The following is a 22321-nucleotide window of genomic DNA, read 5'->3' on the forward strand; positions in this document are numbered from 1 at the left end:
CGGGTCATCGGTAATTCGGGATCAGTTCTTTACCGATCAGCTCGATCGACTCCATGATGCGGTCGTGCGGCATACCGCCCATCTGCATGTGGATGATCACTTGATCCACGCCGCTGGCCTTGAAGCCGTCGAGCACCGTGGCGCAGTCGTCGGGATTGCCTGCCATCACGAAGCCCTCGTTGATCATGAACTCCTCGATCGCGGCGGGGTCCGCCTTCGCCGCTTCCCGGAGCATGGCGATGTCGCCGCTGCCAAGATGTGCGTAGCTCGCCGTCGGCTGATCGTTCGGCCAGCCTGTGGACATCCAGTCGAAGCCGTGCAGTGTGTGCTGAACGGTGTTGTGGGCCGCCAGTTTACGAACCTCGTCGCGGTCGTGACTACACAAACCGTTGACGAATCCTGCCGTCTGCTTGTTGACGTGCCCGCAGATCGGCTCGGCCTTGTCGATGTTGGCGTAGTACGCCTCGGTGGCCTCGGTCAGTCCGTCGTAGTCGGTCTTGTGGGCGAAGAAGAGCATTCCCAGCCCCTTCTTGGCGGCGCGTTCGGCGTTGCCGGGCCCGACGCCACCCACCCACATCGGCGGATGCGGCTTCTGCACCGGGCGTGGCACGACGGTGCGGGCCGGCATCTTCACGAATTCGCCGTCGAGCTCGACGTTCTCCTCCGCAAGGAGCCGCGTGACGGCGTCGACTCCCTCCTGCCACTGGGCCCGGGATTGTTCGGGGTCGATGCCGAACCCATAGAGTTCGGCTGGCGTCGTCGACCGACCCGAGCCCACGTCCACCCGTCCGTTGGACAGGCAGTCAAGCATCGCCACCCGCTCGGCGACACGGACCGGATGGTTGTAGGACGGTGGGGTCAACGCCAATCCGAAGCCGAACCTGATGTGCTCGGTCTGGTAGGCAGCCGCCCCAAACAACACCTCGGGCGCCGACATGTGCGAGAAGCCCCTCAGGAAATGGTGCTCCGTCATCCAGACGTGATCGAAGCCATGCTTATCGGCGTGCACGATCTGATCGACCGTCTGTCGAATGATTCGCGCCTCGGCATCGGACTCGCTGGGCGGAACGAACATCTCGTAGAAGATCCCGAACTTCATTGTCCTCCACTCTTGTTTGATCAGGTGCTGGGTTTGGTCGATGAGGAAAGGTCAAGCCGGGGTGTCGTCGAGCACCCACCGCATGACGCGCCGGATCGGGTAGAAGCCGTCGTGTGGCAGTCCTTCGACTGCCTGGGCGACCTCGCCAAGGGCGACGATGTGTTGAACCCCCATGGATGCCAGAGCATTACGCAGTCCGGCGGCGCGATCTGGTGGGTAGATTCCGACGGTCTGCGTCGCCACGTTCGCGTGTCGCACCGCCTCCTCCAGCGATGGGACTCCAACAACGTTGACGGTCTTAGACATCGGATAAAAGTCGACGGGATCGTCGGAACGCACAACCAGCCCGGCACCGGAGTAATCGCCCCACACCCGGTAGATCGGTTCGAGCGTCTTGAGGACTTCGACATCGTCGCGGATCTCGTTCGACAGCGGGGCGGCGATCGCGGATGACAGTGTCCGCTCCTGGCGGAGCTTCTCCAGGAGTCGCTCGCAGAATCGGTCGATCTGCTCGGTGCTACCTTCGGCATAGACGTAACGGCTTGCCGCACAAGCATCCTGATTGAAGAGGGCGACGTCGATGGCGGCGCGCTCGGCCGCGTCATCGACGGACGCATCGTTGACGTAGGCCTCGCGACCCACCATGGAGATGGATACCTTGGGGTCGAAGGACACGATTTCGAACCCAGGTCCGGCATAGCGCAACGCGTTGCGCACAGCGGAGTCGCCTCCCCAGACCACCAACTTGTCAAAGAACTGTGGGCGCATGATGGCACTCTCAGTGGCGGTGTCTCCGCCCTTCCAGTAGACGGCCGAAAAGGACTTCACCGTGGGGTGATCGGGGTCGACATCAGCCATGGTCCGCAGGATCGCGGCCGCAGTGAACAAGTCGTTGGTGGGAACCTTGATCAGGTGCACGCCCTTGGTGAGCGCACCGCGCACGATCGTCGTGACCGCGACAGCTGGCGTGTTGCCGGCAATGACGTGCGCTAGCCGCGGCGGAAAGGCGCGAACGCGAGCGGGATTGCCATATGGGCGTGTGACATGTTCCCATCCGTCGATCGCCGCCCAACCGGTCTCCTGCTCGACTTGGAACTCCAGGTTTCTGCGATCGAAGAAGAACGGCACTGTGCGATAGGTGTTCTCGAGGATCCGGCGCTCGAGTGTGTTACATGCCAACGAGTGCTCCAGCGCCTCCTGCATGTACTCGTTCTTGTCGAAGTCGAGGGCGGCGCCGACCTCGACCATGAAGTCGATGACGTCACGGATCGGGGTGTCGAACGCCGGGCCTGGCTGGTGGCGCGGCCACACCAGGTCGTCGAGGTCGATCTCGGGGCAGCGGAAGGCACCGAAGTTCTTCGTCGCGTTGGTATCCACGCGCCCCTTGATGATATGAGGAACGACGGTGATGGAAGTCGCAGTCACAGCTATTCGCCGACCGCGCCGCGGACGAACGAGTCGATGGTGCCCGCACACGTCAGCTTGTCGTCGCCACCCTCCAACTCGGAGTATCGGGCGATTTCAACCACTGCCGGCACACTGCGGCCCGACGGACTCGGGTCGTAGTCCATGACGACGCGGTCACCGCTGATGATGCCGCCCCAGCGGCCATCGATCGAGACGTCGAACAGCGCCATGCGTCCAGTGACCTTGCCTTCGCGGCTGTCGAGCAATTTCTCGCCTGTGTCGTCGAGGAGAAGCGGCACGATCCACCCCGGGAATTCGTAGCGGCCCCACTCGTTCATCCGGCCACCGCTACTCGCCTCTTGCATGCCGTAACCCTGGGTGAAGTTGTCCAGCGTCAATCCCATGAAAGCCATGATCTGCTCGACGTGGTCGGCCGGAAGATCGAAACCCTTGGCCCCGCCGCCGCTCAGTACATGGGTGTCAGGGTGGAAGCTGCCCTCGGGAATCCCGCGCTCCCGAGCCGCCTCGACCACCCGGAACAGCTGCGGCGTGAGTCCGACGAGCAGCATCGGCTCGTCCCGGTAGGCGAGGATCCTGTCGATCAGGCCATCGAGCATTTGGGCGGCGATATCGCGTCGCAGTTTCAATCCGGCTTCGAACTCTGCGATCTCCGATGGCGTCGCGGTGCCGTCGCCGATGCGTCGCCGCATGCGCGCCATGCCCGACAGGTCAGAAATCCGAAGTTCGGCGTCGGTGAGGAAGTGCACCGCGCCGGGGCGCCCGACCACTTCGACTATGTGAGCGAATGTTGCCGACGCGCGGTTCGGGGCCTTTCGGGGCCCGAGTACGAAGACCGGTCGCGACCGATCCTGCGCGACGCTCTTAGGGACCGTCACCTTGTTGGAGAACGCGACATCCTTCGCCGTCTGGTTCAGGAATGAGTTCTTGCCGCTCGTGCCGCTGGTGGCGAACACGTAGTGGCCGGCATCATGAAGCCGTTTGATCCAATCGTCGGAGTCGGCGATGCCGTCGGTGTCGACGCCCTCGACCGGAACCTTCGACAACGTGTTGAGCCACAGGTTCATCCGGTCCCACTGACCCCGATCGATGAAGGACTCCGGATAGCTCTTGTAGGCGGTGTGCGCGAACAGCAAGGGCACGACCTCCTCGAGGCTGGACACCGAGGTGATGCCTTCCTTCTCGGCGAGCTGGTCGAGGATGCGGATTTGCCCACGGCACTGCTGAAACCGTTGGTTGATCGCGTCGATCCAGAGCGGCTCGAGTTCCTCGTGGCTCTTGCCGGACGGGTCATCGAGGTCGAAGAGCCCTTGAAGGGTGCCGATGGAATCAGTCACTCCGTGTACAACCTTTCGCATTCAAGCCCTGACACGCGTGCGCGACAACAGCGATATTGTTTAGTGCCTTAACAAGTAAGCTATTCACTCCGTATGCCGCTGTCAATCACCCGCCTCGTGCCACGCGGGTGCGCGAGGCGGCAGAGTCGGCCGAGGTTCGGCGAATCTAGCGTTGATGCGAGAGTCCTTCGCCCGTCGGCGCATTGCGTTTTGTTTAGTTGCTTAATAAGATGGTCGGCCAGTCCAGTCGGGTCTTGGAATCGCGGCGTACGAACCCCACACGGGCCGGTGAGGAGCAGGCGATGTTCGTACGTTTGGCGATGGGCCGGAGCTTTCGCGGACACGCTCACCTGCGCCAAGTCCAAGGGATGGATGACAGACGGTGAACACTTAGGAGAATCTCGACAACGTGACGCCAACGATTTCGTTTGCAGACCGGGTGGCGATCGTGACAGGCGGTGGCCGCGGACTCGGTGCAGCGTATGCACGCGAGTTGGCCCGTCGTGGCGCAGCTGTGATCGTGCACGACAACGGGGCAACAGCCGACGGTACCGACGCCGATCCAGGTCCTGCGACCGAAGTGGTGGCCGAGATCGTCGGCACAGGTGGGAGGGCGCATGCCTGCTTCACCGACGCAAGCACACCGGACGGTGGTCGTGCGGCGGTGGACCTGGCCGTCGAACGCTTTGGCCGGTTGGATGTCGTGATCGCCAATGCCGGCATCATCCATTCGGATTCGTTCGGTAGCTGGTCGGCGGAGCGGTTCGAAGCCCAGCTTCGCAATCACCTGCTCGCAGCGTTGCACGTCGTGCAGCCGGCGTTCGGCGTCATGAAGACGGCCGGCTACGGCCGATTGGTTTTCGTATCGTCGGCGGCGGGAGTCTTCGGCCAGCCAGGCCTGGCGGGCTACGCCACGGCCAAGACCGGGATGTTGGGGCTGATGAACGTCGCTGCAATAGAGGGCGCAGAGTTCGGAGTCACGGCCAACGCGATCATGCCAATGGCAGACACCCGAATGGCATCAGCGTTACTGGGCGACGCCGCAGAATCGCCTGAGGCGCGGGCATTCCTCGAAACACTGCGCGTCGATCAGGTTGCCCCGGTCGTCGCATACCTGGCAAGCGAGCACTGCACGGTGACTCATACCGTGTTGAGCGCCTTCGGCGGGCGGGTGGCCGCGCTGCAGATCGGGGTGACGCGGGGATGGACGAGTGTAAGTGGGCAATTCACCGCCGAGGACGTGGCGGTGAAAATACCGGAGATCATGGATCCTCATCGGATTCTGGTGCCGCAGAGCATCTTTGACGAGATGGCCCATGCGATTGCTCCAACTTAGCTGGCGATGTGTCCACGGAACCGTCCTCGGAATGAGCAATGTGCCCGTATGAGACTCGCCCGCGTTGACGACACTCGTGTCAGCAGTCGGTGAGCCGACGATGTCATCACGCCGGGATCATTGACGGTGTCGGCGATCACGACCACTTTCGCGGGCGAGTTTTTCCTGCAATTCGTTCACCGGTGTCGGCATGGTTCCGAAGTCGTTGAAGTGCTCGAACGGCACCCGCACGTAGACCCCGTTGGCAGTGAACGCCACCTTCCCGCTGGCGCTGGTTCCCACCAGGGAGACATGGATCGCGCGGCCCTTTTCCTTATCGACTTTCGCCGTCACGCGATGAGTTTCATGCAGAGGGACGGGGGCGAGGTAGTCGATCGTGAGTGCGCGCGTTACGGCAGGGGCGCCAACCAACCACAGAGTGAAACCCAGTAGCTCATCACACGCCGCCGCGATGGCTCCGCCGTGAGCCAGGCCAGGACCGCCGATGTGGCGCTCGTCGAACGCCACGTCGGCATAGATCTCGTCCCCGATGCGCCAAGCCTGCAGGTGCAACCCTGACGTGTTCTCGCTCCCGCAGCCGAAGCAGGAGTCGGTATGTCCCGGCAGCCTGCGTGGCGTGGATTCGCTTGAATCTGCGTTCATTTCGATTTCATCGCCGTCCGACGCGGCGGGATTGGCACCGTCCATGAACCCTTCTCCGCTCATCGCATCGTGATTGGACGCTCCGATGGTCACGGCCAGTTCCCAGTACAACGAGAGAGGCCGTGCCGATCTGCTCACCAAGTATTTTATTGTACGTGCAATACTTATGAAGGCGTTTCACGGATATCCCGCCCGGTGCCCCGCACCCCACATCCGTATGGAGAAAGACTTCCCGTGTGCAGTGCAGTGCTGAGCATCGCCTCAGTGCCGAGGGATGTCGATACTTCATCGCGTGGATGCAGGTTGGCGTCAGTAGGGCCAGAAGGTCGGCCTATCGAGCAGGAGGGTCGAAAGTGAGTCTCAACAACGATTTTGGCGAGATGGCCGCACTCGCGCAGGCGCAGGCTTCGCAATTGCAGCCGACATCGCGATGACTCGGCTGATTCCACGCAGCCGCACCACAATCGCAGCGCTCGGCTTGGTCGCGGCCGGGACAGTTGTCGTCACAGGGCAGCGGCGGCGCAGTGTGCTTCTAAGCACCGGAGTGGATCAAGGCTAGGCTGATGTGTTGCGGCTCAATGCGGTTGTTCGCGACCGCGTACTCCGGCAGAACCGTCCAGGTGTCCCCGTGATCGTTTACGGAATCAATCAATTCGCCCAACGTGTTCTTTCCGATGTACCGGAACTCGGCAGGCAAATTGTTGCACGTCACTTGTAGGTCGATGTACGTGATACTTTGCGGTTCGACGTTAATCACTGGGTCAAAATGACCGCTAACGATAGCTTTGCTATACCCGTACTCGCTGACGCGAGGGGAGCGAAGAAACACGGCCAAGCCTGTCACCCCTCCTGGCAGATGCCCCGCGTTCCGTACTCCGACCGCCGCCACTAGCGGCCGATCTGGACTTTCACAGCCGCCTTTGAACAAGATGGTGTCGTCTATCTCAAGCTTGGCGCCGCTCTCATCTGCAACTGAATGCGCCAACTCCAGCGACGCCTGAGCCGTACGCCATGCCATCAACGCGGCGGCCGCAGATGCGGCTGATGGAACTAGTGCCAACACGCTGATTATTACTGCGTACTTCTTGATGCGGTGGCCCGATGCTGTCGTGGTTGCAGCGTCCGAGTCAGGACTCACCTCGCGCTGTTGGTGATCGTCGCTTTCGCTCACGGTTCTAGTGTGCGGACGGGCACCGACAGTTCGGTGCGTACAACGCGAAGACGTAGACCGATGTACCCCACGGTCGGGGCATCGACAGCGCGATACGAGATCTATCCGGACAGCGGAGGCAGCTGGCGATGGCGCGCGTGGCGGTCGAGTGACAAGGTCGCATCGTCCGATGAGTCGTTCGCCAGCAAGGATGACGCCGAGCGGGGGCTCAAAATGTCCGCGACGACGCGGGTAGCGCCACAGGACCGTAGCGGCAACTGTCTGACGAGAACACCCCCGGCTGTAAGAAAACCGGGGGTGTCTCCGTTGATGCCTCTAGTGAGCGTGGCCGTGATGGCCGTGGCCCCCATGAGCGCCGTCTTCTTCCTCGGCCGGCTTGTCCACCACCGCGGTCTCGGTGGTGAGGATCATCCGTGCGACCGACGCGGCGTTCAACACCGCCGAACGGGTCACCTTGACCGGGTCGACGATGCCGTCGGCGGCGAGGTCGCCGTACTCCAGCGTGGCGGCGTTGAAGCCCTGCCCGTCCGACATCTCGGCGACCTTGTTCACCACCACCGAGCCGTCCAACCCGGCGTTGGCGGCGATCCAGTACAGCGGGGCCGAGAGCGCCGCGCTGAACACCTCGACGCCCACCGCCTCGTCACCGGTCAGCTCGTTGCGCAGCTTGTCCAGCGCCTTGCGGGCGCGCACCAAGGACGAACCACCGCCGGTGATGATGCCCTCCTCGACCGCGGCTTTCGCGGCGGACACGGCGTCCTCGACGGCTTCCTTGCGCTTCTTGAGGTCGGTCTCGGTGGCCGCACCGACCTTGATGACCGCGACGCCGCCGGACAGCTTGGCGAGCCGCTCCTCGAGCTTCTCTCGATCCCAGTCCGAATCGGTGGTCTCGATCTCCGCGCGCAGCTGTGCAGTACGCGCCTCGATGGCCTCCTTGGTGCCGCCGCCATCGACGATGACGGTGCTGTCCTTGTTCACTACGACGCGGCGCGCCGAGCCGAGCACGTCGAGGCCGACCTCGCGCAGCAGCAACCCGACATCCGGGTTGACGACCTGACCGCCGGTCACCACAGCGAGGTCCTCGAGAAACGCCTTACGGCGGTCGCCGAAGAACGGAGCCTTGACCGCGGCGGCCTTGAGCGTCTTGCGGATCGCGTTGACCACCAACGTCGAAAGCGCCTCGCCCTCAACGTCTTCGGCGACGATCAGCAGCGGCTTGCCGCTCTCGGCGACCTTCTCCAGCAGCGGCAGCAGGTCTGGCAGCGAGCTGACCTTGTCGCGATGCAGCAGCACAAGCGCGTCTTCGAGCACCGCCTCCTGGGCGTCGAAGTCGGTGATGAAGTAGGCGGATATGAAGCCCTTGTCGAAGCCGACGCCTTCGGTGATCTCCAGCTCGGTGTTCAGCGTCGAGGACTCCTCGACGGACACGACGCCGTCGTGGCCCACCTTGGTCATCGCCTCGCCGACCAGCTCACCGATCTGCTCGTCTCGCGAGGACACGGTGGCGACCTGAGCGATGCCTTTCTTGTCGGACACCGGCGTGGCCGACGCCAGCAGCGCTTCGGACACCGCATCGGCGGCCTTGGCGATGCCCGAGCCCAGGGCGATCGGGTTGGCACCGGCAGCGACTTGCCGCAGCCCGGCCTTCACGATCGCCTGCGCTACTACGGTCGCGGTGGTGGTGCCGTCGCCTGCGACGTCGTTGGTCTTGGTGGCCACCGACTTCACCAGCTGCGCGCCTAGGTTCTCGAACGGGTCCTCGAGGTCGATCTCGCGGGCGACGGTGACGCCGTCATTGGTCACGGTCGGGCCGCCGAACGCCTTGGCAAGGACGACGTGCCTGCCGCGAGGGCCGAGCGTCACGCGCACCGCGTCGGCGAGCTTATCGACGCCGGCTTCCATTGCGCGGCGCGCGGTTTCGTCAAAACTAATGAGTTTGCTCATGGCTCTTTCTGAAGTCGAAACGCATGCCGCCCCGGAAATCGCCCGTGGTTACGGGGATCGCCGGGGCGGACATGACGTGATTACTTGTTGACGACAGCCAGCACGTCGCGGGCCGAGAGGATCAGGTACTCCTCGCCGTTGTACTTGATCTCGGTGCCGCCGTACTTGCTGTAGATGACGACGTCGCCCTCGGACACATCCAGCGGAATCCGCTTTTCGCCGTCCTCGTCCCAGCGGCCGGGGCCAACTGCGACGACGGTGCCTTCTTGCGGCTTTTCCTTGGCGGTGTCGGGGATGACCAGACCGGATGCGGTCGTGGTCTCGGCCTCGTTGGCCTGGACGAGGATCTTGTCCTCGAGTGGCTTGATGTTCACGCTCGCCACGATGGAGCCCTCCACTTAGTTCGGGTGTCGATCCGGGGTAGATCCCCGGAACTGTCAATTACCAGGTGTTCGGCAAAGCGTCCGTGCCCACGTGCCGTCGTCGCGGGTGCCGGCGCAGGGGGTTGGCCGCCTGCCACCTAGCACTCTATACATGAGAGTGCTAGCACTCAAGGTTGCCCCACTGCCTGATGCGCGTGGCCAACCCGCACGTCTCCGAAGAACGCGATCACCAGGGGATTGAACAGATCGGCGCGCTCCCACTGAAGGAAGTGGCCCGCGCCGGGCAGCACGACCGGGCCGGTGCGGTTGGTGAAGGCCACTTCGCAGGTGTGCAGGAAGTCGGCGCCGATCACTTGGTCGTCCATGCCATATAGGAGCAGTGTCGGCACGTCGACCTTGCGGTCCACGATCGGCGGCTCGCTCATCGGCCGCCCGTGCATCAACTGGTAGCACGCCCAGCCAGCACGCAACCGCTCCTCGGCGGCGAACATTTCGGTCATGAAGTCGACCTCGTCGGCGGTGAACGTGCCTGGCGACGCCCACAGCCGGTGCCCATAGAACTCGGCGATGTACCTGCGCCGCTTGGCCACGGTGTCGAGTTCGGCGGCCAGCTCGTCGGGCGTCACGCCCTGCCGATAGCGGTAGTCGGCCGTCGGCCCGTCACCGAGTCCACGAATCGAGGCGACGTCGATGCCCGCCGCGACGTAGTCGTCGAACACGAACGGCGGAACGGTGTTGAAGAAGACGAGCTTCTCGACGAATCCGGGGAACCGGTGCAACAGATCCACCGCGATGGCACCGCCCAGATCGCCGCTGACCACGCCGCACCGCTCGTGTCCGAGCACGTCGTGCACGAGAAGGTAGGCGTCGCGGCTCCATGCCGCCAGGTCGTACACGTCCTCCGCCGACACGTCCGACTCCCCGTAGCCGCGCAGGTCGGGGGCGATCACTTCATAGCCCGCCTCGGCCAGCGCGGTGATGTTGCGCCACCAGATGCGTTTGGTCTCGGGGTATCCGTGCAAGAGAACGATCGGATAGCCGGCCCCATCTTTCGGACCTTCATGCACGAACGCCAGCGACAACCCGTCACGCCCCTTGGTCGGTGGTACCTCCCGGCGGTGGATGGTGAACGCATCGGGAGCCGGAGTGGCAGGTTGGGCGGGTCGCAGGCGCAGGTCGTAGTGCACGGCAGGGAGTCTGCCGCACAGATCAATCGAATCTGCCCGGATCGATCATCAAGTGGGCCGAGATGTCCCCGATCATCTCGACGTCGACCCGCCGTGAGGTGAAGTACCAGCCGGCGTCGTCGCAGCTGAAGGTGTCGAGATAGCGGCCGACGACGATGGGCTGCAGCGGCACCGTCTCCGTGTTCTGGATGACGCAGAAGGTGGACCGGGCGACGGCCGTGTTGTCGGTGAGGTCGACAATCGGGTTGAGCACCAGGTGGCGGGTTCGTGGGGTATTGCCATGCCCGGGATAGCGGCGAGTGGTGGCACCGAACAGCTTGGCGATGTTCTCAGCGCCCGACGCCCCCTGCGGCCCGGAACCGCCGAACGTCGCCCGCGCAAGCAGCCGCCCGACCCCGTCAAAGTCGCCGGCGTCGATCAGCTCTGCGTAGCGGTAAAGCAGCTCGGTGATCGCGAGCTTGTCGGCAGCACTCATGCCTCGACTCCCCCTCGTCCCCTGCCCTGCGGGCGTGGGCCCACCGGTCCTCGCTCGTTCCTCGCTGCGAACCTCACTCGCGGTCGTCTTCGGAAAGTCATGCCACTTGTCCCTTCACCACCGGCAGACCCGGATCGCTGGCGACATCCAGCGGCGACGGCGGCGCACCCGCGGCGATCAGATGCGCGGCGAACGACGCGATCATCGCGCCGTTGTCGGTGCACAGCCGCGGTCGCGGGATCCTCAGCATCAGCCCGTTGGCTGCGCATCGTTCCTCGGCGAGTTCGCGCAGTCGCGAATTCGCCGCAACCCCACCGGCAATCAACAACGTCGACACGCCGAGGTCTGTCGCGGCGCGGATGGCCTTGCGCGTCAGCACGTCGGCCACCGCCTCCTGAAAGCCCGCCGCCACATCGGCCTGCGAGGCCTCGGGATTACCTTCGACATACCGCGCCACCGCGGTCTTCAGGCCCGAGAAGCTGAACGCATACGGGGCGTCGCGCGGTCCGGTCATGCCCCGCGGGAAGACGATCGCGTCGCGATCGCCCTCGCGGGCAAGGTCGTCGAGCACCTTGCCGCCCGGATATCCCAGCCCCAGCAGGCGCGCCACCTTGTCGTAGGCCTCACCCGCGGCGTCGTCGACCGTGCTGCCCAGCTCGACCATCGGCTCTCCCAGCGACCGGACATGCAGCAGGTTCGTGTGCCCGCCCGACACCAGCAGGCCGATGCTCTCTGGCAGCGCACCGTGGTCGTACACGTCGGCGGCCAGGTGGCCACCCAAGTGGTTGACGGCGTAGAACGGCACCTGCCAGGCGGCCGAATATGCCTTGGCGGCAGCAACTCCCACCAACAGCGCGCCTGCAAGCCCAGGACCGATGGTGGCAGCGACCACGTCCGGCTTGTCCACTCCCGCGGCCTTCAGTGCGCGGCGCATGGTCGGGCCAAGTGCCTCCAGGTGTGCGCGCGACGCGATCTCGGGCACCACACCGCCGAACCGGGCGTGTTCGTCGACGCTGGAGGCCACCTCGTCGGCGAGCAGCGTGACCGCGCCGTCGGCACCCAGTTCGGCGATGCCGACACCGGTCTCGTCGCAGGAGCTTTCGATGGCCAGGATTATCGTCATTGCGGGTCCCGCCTCATGGTGTAGGCATCGGCGCCGCTGGCCCGGTAATACCGGCGACGCAGGCCGACATTAGTAAAGCCCAAGCTCTCGTACAGCCCGATCGCGGCCGCGTTGTCGGTGCGAACCTCGAGGAAAACTGTTCCACCCGAGGCATATTCGAGCAGCTCCGTCATCATGTGCCTACCGATACCCTTACCCTGATAAGCGGGGTCCACTCCGACGGTGTGAATCTCGTACTCGTAGGGCTTCTTTCGCCCGAGTCGGGAGATGCCGGCGTAACCAACAAGCTTGTCGTCGGCACGGGCGGCGATGTAGCGAATGTGTTTTGCCTCCAGCTCCGCGAGGAAAGCCCGCGCCGGCCACGGATCGTCGCCCTCGAAAAGCTGCGCCTCTAGCTCCGCGCACCGGGCAGCGTCGTTGCGGGTCAGTGGACCGTACTCAACCGTCATCGCGCCGCCGCCGGTCGCTCGGACTGCGGTTTGGCGTCGGGCCGGCGCAGATACAGCGGGACGAGCGGCGCAGGCTCGGCTGTCCAATTCGAAACGGCGCGCACCAGACCGGCCACGCTCGGGTAGACCGGCGGGAGCGCCAACGCGTCGACTGCGCCCTGCACATCGGCAGGCGCGTTGACCGCAGGCCCGTCGACCCGGGCGCCGTCGCGGTAGCGGGCCCAGTAGACCTCGCGCCGGCGCGCATCGGTGACAACAAGCGCATCGCCCGTCGTGTCTATGCCGATGGCGTCGAGGCTGCACACCCCATGCACCGGAAGACCAAGTGCATGGCCGTAGGCCGCCGCGGTGGCCATGCCGACTCGCAGGCCGGTGAAAGGCCCTGGTCCGCAACCAATGACGACGGCGTCGAGATCATCGACGGTCAGACCGGCATCGGCGAGCGCACCCACCACGTTCGGGGTCAGCTGTTCGGCATGCGCGCGAGCGTCGACGGTGACGCGCTCTGCGAGCACCTCGACGTTCACGCCGTCGAGCCGGACAACGCCTGCGGTAACCGCTGGGGTCGCGGTGTCGATAGCGAGGATCACCATGCTCACGGCCTGCTCCACTCCCAGATGGCCGTGCGCACTTCGGTTTCCGGGCCGCGTTCGAGCCGGATGTCGAGGTGGCTCTCGGAGAGTCGCTCGGCGAGCCCTTCGCCCCACTCGACCACCACGACAGCGTCGTCGAGATCGGTGTCCAGATCCAGCGAGTCCAGTTCGGCGAGCAGGTCGACGGACTCGTGGTCGAGCAGCCGGTACATGTCGACGTGGATCATCGCCGGCGCATCCGGCTGCCGTGCCCGATGAACCCGGGCCAGCACGAACGTCGGCGAGATGACGGGCCCTTCGACGTTCATCGCCTCGGCGATTCCCTTGGCCAGCACCGTTTTTCCGGCACCCAACGGTCCCGAAAGCACCACGACGTCGCCGGCGCGCAGTTGTGCGCCGAGTTGAGCACCGAACGCGATGGTGTCCTCAGTGGTCGGCAGTTCCGCGGTGCCGGAGCGTCGATCAGCCATGGCGCCGAACCCGTTCGCGCACGCGCCGGGTGAGCGCGATCAGCTTCGACGGTGCAGCGCGCTCCACGAGCCGAACCAGTGCGTCGTCGATGACCTCCGGTTGTTCGAGCTGGACCAGATGCCCTGCGCCGCCGACGATCACCAGCTCCGATTTCGGTAGGGCCGCCGCCATCTGCTCCGAGGACTCCATCGGAGTGAGCAGGTCGCGGTCACCGCAGGCAATCAGCGTTGGGATCTTCGCGAGTGTGGGCAGCGCCGCCGTCTCATCGTGCACCTCGAGCGCGTGCAGAAACTCCACGAGCGTCGCGATAGGCGTGTCATGCATCATTTTCTCGGAGAAGGCCACGACGCTCGGGCTCACCTTCTCGTCACCGTAGGAGGCCGCCCGCAGGATCGGGGCGATCACCGACTTGGCGGCGCCGCGGGTGCGGTGCACGGTTTTCGGGGCATACCGGACGGCGAACCGGGCGGCCTCGAGCGCCGGGTTCTTGAGAATCTCCCCCAGCGGCGACCGCGAAACTCCCTCGGCCGCAGAGGCGATCAGCGCCACACCGACGATGCGGGTCTTATAGCGGCGCGGAAATTGCCGCGCGTGTGACAGCACAGTCATGCCACCCATCGAATGCCCGACCAGCACCACCGGCCCGCGCGGCGCCATGATGGCCAGCACGGTCTCCAGGTCCTGTCCCAACTGGGCAACCGTGTAAGTCTCCGGCGGTGCTTCGCCCGACTGTCCGTGTCCGCGTTGGTCGTAGAAGACCATGCGCACTTGTGTGCCCCACTGCTCGGTCAGCCGGGCCCGCTGAAAGTGGAAGGCCCCCATGCGCAGACAAAAGCCGTGGGCGAAAACCACCGTCAGCGGCGCGTCGCCGGGACCGACCTCGCGGACGGCCAGCGGTACGCCGTCGGGCGTGGTGACCACGAAGCTGCGGTCGGCGTCGAGGAGTTCGAAGTCCTCGTCCCGGTAGGGGTCATCGGTGGTGACGCGCCTGCGCATCGATCGGGCCACCGAGACGCCCGCGGCCGCGCCGACCGCGGTCAGACCAGCCGCCCCTGCCAGCCAGCGAGCGCCCGACTTTCGGCCGCGCTGCGGCCGTGGATCCGTATCGCTCAACGACTTTGGCCTGTCCCTTGCGCTCCGCGGTACGTACGGGTAACCCTGCCACGCGGGCTGGTGACGACCTCGTAGTTGATGGTTCCCAGCAGTTCGGCCCAGTCCTGTGCGGTGGATTCGCCGTGCGTGCCTGGCCCGAACAGCACGGCCTCGTCGCCTTCTGCGACGTCAGGCCTGCCTGGTCCCAGATCGACCACGAACTGGTCCATGCAGATCCGCCCGACACTGCGGCGCAGCCGGCCGTTGATCAACACGTCGATGCGGCCGCTCAGGCTGCGAAACACCCCGTCGGCGTACCCGATCGGCAGCAGTGCCAGCGTGGTGTCGCAATCGGCGATCCAGGTGTGCCCGTAGGACACCCCGTCTCCTGCGTTGACCGACCGCACCAGGGCGACAGGGCATTTGAGTGTCATTGCCGGGCGCAGACCCATGTCGCCCCGCGAGGGAATGGGAGTCTGCCCGTACACCGCGATGCCGGGCCGGACCATGTCAAAGGCCAGATCGGGTCGCGTCATCGCGGCAGGAGAGTTGCTCAGGTGGGCCAGGTCGAAGTGCACACCCTGTTCGCCGGCTTGGGTCCGCATGTCGCGAAGACGTTGTGCCTGTAGGTCGTTGAGGGGGTTGTCCGGGTCGTCGCCGTGCGCCAGATGCGACATGATGGCGCGCAGCTTGATCGCCCCGTCGGCGTGGGCGCGCTGCAACGCCGCGAGCATCGTTGGATATTCGGCCGCGCCGACACCGTTGCGGTTCAGCCCGGTGTCCACCTTGACGGTGACCGTGGCGGAGCGGCCGGTGCGTTCGACGGCGTCGAGTAGTTCAGCGAGCTGGCGCACCGACGACAGCGCGATCTGGATGTCGGCGGTGACCGCCGGGGCGAAGTCCGTGCCGGGCGGGTGCAGCCATGCCAGTACCGGCCCGGTGATGCCGTCACGGCGCAGGGCCAGTGCCTCGTCGACGGTGGCGACGCCGAGTTCGGCCGCCCCTGCGGCAAGGGCGGCGCGGCCCACCTGGGCGGCGCCGTGTCCGTACCCGTCGGCCTTGACGACAGCCATCACCTGCGCCGAACCCGCGTGCTCACGCAGTAATCGCACGTTGTGCGCGATGGCGTCGAGATCCACCACCGCCTCAGCGGCCGCGTTGGGCCGCACGGATGTCGTCAGCTCGGTCGTTTGCATGGTCTCCTCACCCTGGCCGATTGTCCCAGAACCGGTTTGTGCCGCTGAACCTGCGCTTGTTACCGAGGTCAGGTCGCAAATATGCGGTAAACGCCTCATGTACCGAGGTCGGTCGATTGAGCACACTAACGACGTGCGCAGGCTGGGTCAGCAGGGCTCTTACCCCGAATTTGGGATCGGTAGGCGGCCCGGCCAGCTTTACTGGACCGCAACTGGCAACGCCGACGGGGCAGCGCCCGACGAAAGGAAGCGATCTTGAACCGGATCATGCGGTTCGCGACACTGCTGCTGGTAGTGGCCGGCGGGCTCGGCCTGGCCGGACTCGGCACTGCCCAAGCCCAGGGCCCCAGCTACAACGGCGGCAACTGTCCGCCCGGTGTCACGTGCACCCACTGGTTTCCTGGTGATCCTCCGCCTCCGGGCAGCCAGGTGCTGAGTTGGGACTGGAACGTCCCGCACGACTGGTACTGGAACTCCGACGGCATCGTCGACGTGACCACGAACACGATCTATCCGTGGAACGGCACCGGACCCCGCCCCGCCGGGCTGCCACCGGCCCCCGTCGGTCCTCCGCCGCCTCCGCAGGGTCCGCCACCGGGTACGCCGTTCTGCAGCCCGCGCGGTGCGCTGATCATCATCCCGCCGATCTGCGACGAGATCGGTGTTGACTGGCCGCCCGGCTCGCTGCAGCGCTAGAAACAATCAGTGGGCGAAGGGCTGCACCTCGTCGAAGTGGCCGCCGGGCTTGAGCGCGTCGAGGTGGCCCAGCGCCGTGATGGTGTCGTCCTTCAACAACCTGGCCAGATCGGCGGAGAAGCCTTCGCGCACGACGACGCGCAGTACCGCGATGTCGCTGGCGTTGTCGGGCATCGTGTACGCGGGCACCTGCCAGCCGTAGGCGCGCAGCGCGTGGGATACGTCGAACTCGGTGTAGCCAGGCGCCCCGGCCAGCCGGAAACTGACCACGGGGATTGCCGACCCGTCGGAGATGATCTCGAAGTGCTGGCTTTCCCGTAGCTGGTCGCCGAGCCACCGCGCAGTCTGCGACAGGCACTGCATCACCTGCGTGTAGCCGGCCCGGCCCAGTCGCAGGAAGTTGTAGTACTGGCCGACGACCTGATTGCCCGGCCGGGAGAAGTTCAGCGTGAAAGTCGGCATATCGCCGCCGAGATAGTTGACCCGGAAGACCAGGTCGTCGGGCAGGTGATCCTTGTTGCGCCACACCACGAAGCCGATGCCGGGGTAGGTCAGGCCGTACTTGTGGCCGCTGACGTTGATCGACACCACTCGCGGCAGCCGGAAGTCCCACTCCAGGTCGGGGTGCAGGAACGGCACCACGAACCCGCCGCTGGCCGCGTCGACGTGCACCGGCACGTCCAGTCCCCCGTCGCTGGCGACCTTGTCGAGCGCGGCGCAGATCTCGGCGATGGGTTCGAGTTCGCCGGTGAACGTGGTTCCCAGAATCGCCACCACGCCGATGGTGTCCTCGTCGATGTTGTCCAGCACCTGTTCGGGGGTGATGACGTAGCGGCCTTCCTCCATCGGCAGATAGCGCGGCTCGACGTCGAAGTATCGGCAGAACTTCTCCCACACCACCTGCACGTTGGAACCCATCACCAGATTGGGCGTGCGGGAGCGCCAGTTCTTGCCGACCTTGTCCCGCCACCGCCATTTCAGTGCCAGCCCGGCCAGCATGACCGCCTCGCTCGACCCGATGGTGGAAACCCCTGTGGCGCTTAGCGGGTCGTCGTCACGCAGATCCTCGGCATGGAAGAGGTCGGCAACCATGCAGACACACCGCTGCTCGATCGCCGCGGTGGCCGGGTATTCGTCTTTGTCGATCATGTTCTTGTCGAACGTCTCGGCCATCAGCGTCTCCGCCTGAGGGTCCATCCAGGTGGTGACGAACGTGGCGAGGTTCAGCCGGGAGCTGCCGTCGAGCATCAGCTCGTCGTGGATGAACCGGTAGGCGGCGTCGGGCTCCATCGCCTTGTGGGGCAGCCGCAGCGACGGCACCGGCGACATCGCCAGCCGCCCGGTGTATGCCGGCGAGATCTGCGGGCCGTGAGTGTGCTTGCGCGACATGGCAAGTCCTTTCCTTAAAGGGAGGCGATGGCGCCGCGAACGTGGGCGAGAATGCGCGACGCCGACGTGGGCGCGGGATGGGGTCCGGGGTCGTGCGCGGACAGGTTGGCGGCGCGGGCGTGCACGAAGGCCGCCGCGGCGGCGGCCTCCCCGGCGGGCAGTCCGGCGGCCAGCAGAGCACCGATGATGCCGGACAGCACATCACCCGAACCGGCGGTGGCGGCCCATGATTGGCCTGCGGGATTGAGGTACACCGGGCCGCCAGGTTCGGCGATGACCGTGATGTTGCCTTTTAGTAGGACGGTGACCCCGAGGTGGTCGGCCAGTTTGCGGGTGGCGGCGACCCGGTCGTCACCGGGCGGCGAGCCGGCCAGCCGCGCGAATTCTCCTGCGTGCGGGGTCAACACGGTCGGGGCGCTGCGATTGACGACGAGGTCAGGGTGCGCGGCCAGGATGGTAAGACCGTCGGCGTCGACGATCACCGGCAGGTCGGTTTCCAATGCAAACCACAGCGCCGCCGCCCCGGTGTCGTCGGTGCCGAGGCCGGGGCCGACTGCCCAGGCCTGCACACGGCCGGACGCCTGTGCGCTTGGCGCGGCAATGACTTCGGGCCACTGCGAAAGCACTTGCTGCCCTGCGCTTCCCGCGTAGCGCACCATGCCGGAGGTCGCGGCCACCGCAGCGCCGGTGCACAACACGGCTGCGCCGGGATACGTCGCCGAGCCGGCCAGGATGCCCGTCACACCTTGGGTGTACTTGTCGTCTTTGGGTCCGGGTATCGGCCAGCGAGACTTGACGTCGGCAGCCTCGAATCCGAGCATGTCAGTGGTCGGCAAATCAAGACCGATGTCGACCAGCTCGACTCTCCCGCAATCGCCAAGCGCGTGAACGGGTTTGAGGCCGCCGAAGGTCACGGTCATGGCGGCGTGTACATGCGGTCCGTCGGCTGCGCCGGTCTGCACGTCGACGCCGCTGGGGATGTCGACCGCGACCACGGGGATGCCCGCGTCGTCAACGGCTTTGAATACCTCGGCCGCGTCGGGCCGTAGCGGGCCGGAACCGGAGATGCCGACGACGCCGTCGACCACCAGATCGGTTGTCTCCGGAACGCTTTCCACCACCCTGCCGCCGGCCTTCCGGAATGCGGCCAGCGCCGCCTTATGGGTGCGCTCGGGTTTGAGCAGCACCGCGGCGGCAGTCGCACCTCTGCGGCGCAGAAAGGTGGCGGCCCAAAGCGCGTCGCCGCCGTTGTCTCCTGAGCCGACGACGGCGCACACCCGGCGACCGGAGATGCCGCCGGTCAGCAGGACGAGTTCGCGCGCGATCGCGGTGGCCAGGCCGTTGGCCGCTCGTCGCATCAATCCGCCCTCGGGCAACGACGCCAGCAGCGGCGCTTCAGCTTCGCGGATCGCATCGGCGGTGTAGTAGTGCCGCATCGCTGCCCAACGTTACGTGGTTTCGCGGTCCTAACTACCTAGATGCGCGCAACCCGGCCGATGGTCGCGGCCGCAGCGCGCAGCCGATCGGGACTGTGGGCCGCATAGCCGATGACCAGACCGGGCGGTCCGGGCAGTCGGCGATGCCACGACAACGGATGCACCAGCACACCGGCGGCCTGCAGCGCTTGGGCCAGTTGCGCGTCGTCGACGCACCCGTCGGGCAGCGTGACCAGCAGGTGCAATCCGGCCGCAACGCCCTTGACCGACGCGGCAGGCAGCTCAGCGGTCAGTGCGCCGAGGAGCGCGTCGCGCCGGGACCGATGACGTGTCCGGACCAGCCGGACATGGCGGTCGTACTCGCCGCTTTCCAAGAGCCGGGCCAGCACCAGCTGAGGGACGGTTGGGCTGCCAAGGTCGCTCGCGTGCTTGGCCGCCGCCAAATCGGGATAGCGGCGCGGCGGCGGGATGAGCCATCCGAGCCGCAGCGCCGGCGCCAGGCTCTTCGAAGTGCTTCCGGCATAGGCGATGCGGTCGGGGGCGGCCGCGTGTAGTGCGGGGACCGGCGCGCGGTCATACCGATACTCGGCGTCGTAGTCGTCCTCGATAACCAGTTCCGCGTCCACCGCCCAGGCGAGCAGCTCGCGCCGACGATGCGGAGCCAGCACCACGCCCGTCGGAAACTGATGCGCGGGTGTGAGGAACGCGGCGCGGGCGCCGGTGCGCTCCAACGCGTCCACCCGCACCCCGTCATCGTCCACCGGGACGGGCACGGGTTGCAGTCCCCAATAGGCGAATTCGTCGAGGGCCCCGCGCGATCCGGGGTCTTCGACCGCGATCGAGTCAATGCCATCTCGGCGCAATTGTTGCGCCAGCAATGCCATGGCCTGTGCCACGCCGGAGACGACGATGATGTCGTCCGGTGTCGCCCGCAGGCCTCGCGTGCGGGCCAGCCACGGCGCCAGCGCGGCGCGCAACCGCGGGTGCCCGCGCGGGTCGCCGTAGCCCAGTTCCTCCGGTGGCGTCTCCGCCAGGACGGTGCGCTCGGTACGCAGCCAAAGGCTCCGCGGAAACGCCGACAGGTCGGGAACGCCCGGCGAGAGGTCGACACCTTCCCCCATCGGCAGTCGTGGACGCGGCAGCCGCGGCGGTCCGACCTGCTGCGGCGCTGCTTGTGTACGCGGTCGCGGTGCGCGAGCGGGGTGGGCCAGCACCGTCGTGCCGCCACCGCTGCGGCCGCCGACCAGACCCTCATCGGTGAGCCGCCGGTATGCCTCGACGACCACGCCGCGGGACACCGCGAGGTCGGTGGCCAGCGCCCGGGTGGCCGGCAGCCGGCTGCCCTGGGCCAGCCGACCATCATCGATGGCGCTGCGCAGGGCATTCACCAGCCAATCGGTGAGACCACGAGCCGGCGCGGTCGCGGGGTCGAGCAGTAGGAAGTCGGCGCCGACCGATATTTGGTCCATTTAGGAAGCCAATCTTTGGTGCTGTATAGCGGACCATGATGGCGCGAGCATGGCTTTGTGTCCAGCACGTACCGCGCCAGCCTGTCGGGCGCACTAGGGATGACGTTCGTCGGCGGCAGCGTCGCGGTGTCCGGCGCCCTCGCCGACTCGCCGCTGTACACAGGGCAGGGACTGCGCTACGCGATCACGTGCGTGCTACTCATCGCGTGGATTCGGCTCACTGGCCGGCGGCTGTACCGCCCACGGGGCAGCGAGTGGCTGTGGCTGCTTGGGGTGACGGTGACAGGGCTTGTGGTCTTCAACATCGCGCTCGTGCACGGGTCTCGCCACGCCGAGCCCGCAGTACTCGCCGTCGCGGTCGCCTGTGTCCCGATCGCGCTGGCGGCGATCGGCCCCCTGCTGGAGGGCCGCCGCCCTCGGGCGCGGGTGCTCGCGGCGGCCGGCGTGGTCAGTGCCGGCGCGGTGATCGTCGAGGGCATCGGCCGCTCCGACGCGATCGGCCTGTTGTGGGCACTCACGGTGTTCGTCTGCGAGGCCGGCTTCACGCTGCTCGCCGTCCCCGTGCTCGGCAGACACGGACCGGAGGGCGTGTCTGTTCACACCACATGGCTTGCAGCCGTGATGTTCGGCGTACTCGCCGTCAGTACCGAAGGATGGTGGGCCGCAAGCGATTTCGAACGCGATGACGTGCTGGCGCTCGGCTATCTCGCGATTGGTGTGACGGCGATCGCATTCATTCTCTGGTACTCATGTGTGCGCTCGCTCGGCGCCGGGCGAGCCGGCCTGCTCACGGGCATCGCACCGATTGCGGCCGCGGTGATCGGCATCCCGGTCACAGGTAATACGCCCGCGCCGGCGGTGTGGGCGGGAATCGTGCTCATCGCTGTTGGGCTCGCGACGGGGCTGGGCGCCGGCAAGACCGACGTCAGTGTTGGGCGCGGCGGTAGTACCGGCGCGCCTTCATCCGGTTCCCGCATCCACTCATCGAACACCAGCGGGCAGTCCCCGAGCGGGATCGGTCGATCAGAAACAACCGGCACTCGTCGTTAGCGCACGGCCGCAACCGGCCAGGCATCTCGGCGTGCAGCTCGCCCCAGGCCAGAACCAGGTGCGCCGGCCAGTCCGCCTCGAGCATCCACTCCACACCGGTCTCGCCGATCTCGGGCTTCTGCCGCACGTCGACGAGGTAGCGACGCAGCACGGACGCGTCGATGTCGCCCCGGACCACACGTTGAAGGTCGTTGCGCAGACGCTGCACATCGTCGAGGTCGCCCGTCGCCCTGTGCGCGCGCAGCCACGCCTGGTCGAGCAGGTCGATCATCCGGCCGTCGACCACAGGCGTCGTGTTCAGCAACTCCAGCAGAACCGCCGGCCAATCCAGCTCGGACATCTAACCATCATAGACGAC

At 66.0% G+C, this 22321-nt stretch carries 21 protein-coding genes and 1 pseudogene; 3 read left to right on the top strand and 19 right to left on the bottom strand.

Annotation, left to right across the window (positions count from 1 at the left end; genetic code table 11):
* Positions 1–4: 4 nt before the first annotated feature.
* From VFH65_RS12705 to VFH65_RS12715, 3 genes are read right to left on the bottom strand one after another with little or no spacing between them, the layout of a single operon-like run.
* On the bottom strand, positions 5–1099 hold the full coding sequence (locus VFH65_RS12705) for an LLM class flavin-dependent oxidoreductase (RefSeq protein WP_353321942.1): 1095 nt from the start codon (positions 1097–1099) through the stop codon (positions 5–7).
* Positions 1100–1150: 51 nt separating this feature from the next.
* Positions 1151–2476, bottom strand: coding sequence for an acyl-CoA reductase (locus VFH65_RS12710; protein ID WP_353321944.1), 1326 nt, complete (start codon positions 2474–2476; stop codon positions 1151–1153).
* Positions 2477–2526: 50 nt separating this feature from the next.
* A complete protein-coding gene (locus VFH65_RS12715; protein ID WP_353321946.1) occupies positions 2527–3861 on the bottom strand; it encodes a hypothetical protein in 1335 nt (444 codons plus the stop codon).
* Positions 3862–4270: 409 nt separating this feature from the next.
* Here VFH65_RS12715 and VFH65_RS12720 point away from each other — a divergent pair, with 409 nt between their 5' ends.
* Positions 4271–5197: an SDR family NAD(P)-dependent oxidoreductase gene (locus VFH65_RS12720; RefSeq protein WP_353321948.1), complete on the top strand. Its 927-nt coding sequence runs from the start codon at positions 4271–4273 to the stop codon at positions 5195–5197.
* Positions 5198–5314: 117 nt separating this feature from the next.
* Here the strand turns inward: VFH65_RS12720 and VFH65_RS12725 are convergent, their stop codons facing one another.
* From VFH65_RS12725 to alr, 12 genes are all read right to left on the bottom strand, one after another.
* A complete protein-coding gene (locus VFH65_RS12725; protein ID WP_414688404.1) occupies positions 5315–5977 on the bottom strand; it encodes a PaaI family thioesterase in 663 nt (220 codons plus the stop codon).
* A gap of 394 nt (positions 5978–6371) precedes the next feature.
* Positions 6372–7010, bottom strand: a complete 639-nt coding sequence (locus tag VFH65_RS12730; protein ID WP_353321950.1) for a hypothetical protein — start codon at positions 7008–7010, stop codon at positions 6372–6374.
* A 315-nt stretch (positions 7011–7325) separates the two neighbouring features.
* Positions 7326–8954: a chaperonin GroEL gene (groL, locus tag VFH65_RS12735; protein ID WP_353321952.1), complete on the bottom strand. Its 1629-nt coding sequence runs from the start codon at positions 8952–8954 to the stop codon at positions 7326–7328.
* A gap of 80 nt (positions 8955–9034) precedes the next feature.
* Positions 9035–9337: a co-chaperone GroES gene (gene groES, locus VFH65_RS12740; protein WP_015305122.1), complete on the bottom strand. Its 303-nt coding sequence runs from the start codon at positions 9335–9337 to the stop codon at positions 9035–9037.
* Positions 9338–9504: 167 nt separating this feature from the next.
* Positions 9505–10524: an alpha/beta fold hydrolase gene (locus tag VFH65_RS12745; RefSeq protein WP_353321954.1), complete on the bottom strand. Its 1020-nt coding sequence runs from the start codon at positions 10522–10524 to the stop codon at positions 9505–9507.
* A gap of 22 nt (positions 10525–10546) precedes the next feature.
* Positions 10547–10999, bottom strand: coding sequence for a nuclear transport factor 2 family protein (locus VFH65_RS12750; RefSeq protein ID WP_353321956.1), 453 nt, complete (start codon positions 10997–10999; stop codon positions 10547–10549).
* Positions 11000–11096: 97 nt separating this feature from the next.
* Positions 11097–12122 carry a tRNA (adenosine(37)-N6)-threonylcarbamoyltransferase complex transferase subunit TsaD gene (gene tsaD, locus VFH65_RS12755; RefSeq protein ID WP_353321958.1) on the bottom strand — a complete coding sequence of 342 codons (1026 nt, stop codon included), beginning with the start codon at positions 12120–12122 and terminating at the stop codon, positions 11097–11099.
* Positions 12119–12571, bottom strand: coding sequence for a ribosomal protein S18-alanine N-acetyltransferase (gene rimI / locus VFH65_RS12760; RefSeq protein ID WP_353321960.1), 453 nt, complete (start codon positions 12569–12571; stop codon positions 12119–12121). The genes tsaD and rimI overlap by 4 nt, the downstream gene beginning before the upstream one ends.
* The gene (gene tsaB / locus VFH65_RS12765; RefSeq protein WP_353321994.1) at positions 12568–13164 is read right to left on the bottom strand and encodes a tRNA (adenosine(37)-N6)-threonylcarbamoyltransferase complex dimerization subunit type 1 TsaB; all 597 of its coding nucleotides are present in this window, start codon (positions 13162–13164) and stop codon (positions 12568–12570) included. Before tsaB ends, rimI begins: the two co-directional genes overlap by 4 nt.
* A gap of 2 nt (positions 13165–13166) precedes the next feature.
* Positions 13167–13634 (bottom strand): tRNA (adenosine(37)-N6)-threonylcarbamoyltransferase complex ATPase subunit type 1 TsaE, encoded by a 468-nt coding sequence (gene tsaE / locus VFH65_RS12770; protein ID WP_353321962.1) that lies wholly within the window; start codon positions 13632–13634, stop codon positions 13167–13169.
* Positions 13627–14676 (bottom strand): alpha/beta fold hydrolase, encoded by a 1050-nt coding sequence (locus tag VFH65_RS12775; protein WP_353321996.1) that lies wholly within the window; start codon positions 14674–14676, stop codon positions 13627–13629. The genes tsaE and VFH65_RS12775 overlap by 8 nt, the downstream gene beginning before the upstream one ends.
* A 68-nt stretch (positions 14677–14744) precedes the next feature.
* Complete coding sequence (gene alr / locus VFH65_RS12780) at positions 14745–15923, bottom strand: alanine racemase (RefSeq protein ID WP_353321964.1); 1179 nt, start codon at positions 15921–15923, stop codon at positions 14745–14747.
* Between the two features lie 255 nt (positions 15924–16178).
* Between alr and VFH65_RS12785 the strand changes: the two genes are divergently transcribed.
* Positions 16179–16619, top strand: coding sequence for a hypothetical protein (locus tag VFH65_RS12785; protein WP_353321966.1), 441 nt, complete (start codon positions 16179–16181; stop codon positions 16617–16619).
* 6 nt (positions 16620–16625) lie between these two features.
* Here the strand turns inward: VFH65_RS12785 and VFH65_RS12790 are convergent, their stop codons facing one another.
* The 3 genes from VFH65_RS12790 to VFH65_RS12800 are packed head-to-tail and all read right to left on the bottom strand — an operon-like array spanning position 16626 to position 20913.
* Positions 16626–18008, bottom strand: a complete 1383-nt coding sequence (locus VFH65_RS12790) for a glutamate decarboxylase (RefSeq protein WP_353321968.1) — start codon at positions 18006–18008, stop codon at positions 16626–16628.
* A gap of 14 nt (positions 18009–18022) precedes the next feature.
* The gene (locus tag VFH65_RS12795) at positions 18023–19444 is read right to left on the bottom strand and encodes an NAD(P)H-hydrate dehydratase (RefSeq protein ID WP_353321970.1); all 1422 of its coding nucleotides are present in this window, start codon (positions 19442–19444) and stop codon (positions 18023–18025) included.
* Between the two features lie 38 nt (positions 19445–19482).
* The gene (locus tag VFH65_RS12800; protein ID WP_353321972.1) at positions 19483–20913 is read right to left on the bottom strand and encodes a PLP-dependent aminotransferase family protein; all 1431 of its coding nucleotides are present in this window, start codon (positions 20911–20913) and stop codon (positions 19483–19485) included.
* A 99-nt stretch (positions 20914–21012) separates the two neighbouring features.
* Between VFH65_RS12800 and VFH65_RS12805 the strand changes: the two are divergent.
* Positions 21013–21798: pseudogene (locus VFH65_RS12805) on the top strand (DMT family transporter); the annotation flags it as partial.
* Positions 21799–21838: 40 nt separating this feature from the next.
* Here VFH65_RS12805 and VFH65_RS12810 read toward each other — a convergent pair.
* Positions 21839–22303 carry a CGNR zinc finger domain-containing protein gene (locus VFH65_RS12810; RefSeq protein WP_353321974.1) on the bottom strand — a complete coding sequence of 155 codons (465 nt, stop codon included), beginning with the start codon at positions 22301–22303 and terminating at the stop codon, positions 21839–21841.
* Between the last annotated feature and the right edge of the window lie 18 nt (positions 22304–22321).

This window comes from Mycobacterium sp. (genome assembly GCF_035697385.1).
In the GTDB taxonomy this organism is placed as follows: Bacteria; Actinomycetota; Actinomycetes; order Mycobacteriales; family Mycobacteriaceae; genus Mycobacterium.

Excerpts from the sequence above, each read along its gene's own strand:
- VFH65_RS12705 (WP_353321942.1), bottom strand. The coding sequence starts at position 1,099 with ATGAAGTTCGGGATCTTCTACGAGATGTTCGTTCCGCCCAGCGAGTCC.
- groL (WP_353321952.1), bottom strand. The coding sequence starts at position 8,954 with ATGAGCAAACTCATTAGTTTTGACGAAACCGCGCGCCGCGCAATGGAA.
- VFH65_RS12750 (WP_353321956.1), bottom strand. The coding sequence starts at position 10,999 with ATGAGTGCTGCCGACAAGCTCGCGATCACCGAGCTGCTTTACCGCTAC.
- tsaD (WP_353321958.1), bottom strand. The coding sequence starts at position 12,122 with ATGACGATAATCCTGGCCATCGAAAGCTCCTGCGACGAGACCGGTGTC.
- rimI (WP_353321960.1), bottom strand. The coding sequence starts at position 12,571 with ATGACGGTTGAGTACGGTCCACTGACCCGCAACGACGCTGCCCGGTGC.
- tsaB (WP_353321994.1), bottom strand. The coding sequence starts at position 13,164 with ATGGTGATCCTCGCTATCGACACCGCGACCCCAGCGGTTACCGCAGGC.
- tsaE (WP_353321962.1), bottom strand. The coding sequence starts at position 13,634 with ATGGCTGATCGACGCTCCGGCACCGCGGAACTGCCGACCACTGAGGAC.
- alr (WP_353321964.1), bottom strand. The coding sequence starts at position 15,923 with ATGCAAACGACCGAGCTGACGACATCCGTGCGGCCCAACGCGGCCGCT.
- VFH65_RS12790 (WP_353321968.1), bottom strand. The coding sequence starts at position 18,008 with ATGTCGCGCAAGCACACTCACGGCCCGCAGATCTCGCCGGCATACACC.
- VFH65_RS12795 (WP_353321970.1), bottom strand. The coding sequence starts at position 19,444 with ATGCGGCACTACTACACCGCCGATGCGATCCGCGAAGCTGAAGCGCCG.
- VFH65_RS12800 (WP_353321972.1), bottom strand. The coding sequence starts at position 20,913 with ATGGACCAAATATCGGTCGGCGCCGACTTCCTACTGCTCGACCCCGCG.
- VFH65_RS12810 (WP_353321974.1), bottom strand. The coding sequence starts at position 22,303 with ATGTCCGAGCTGGATTGGCCGGCGGTTCTGCTGGAGTTGCTGAACACG.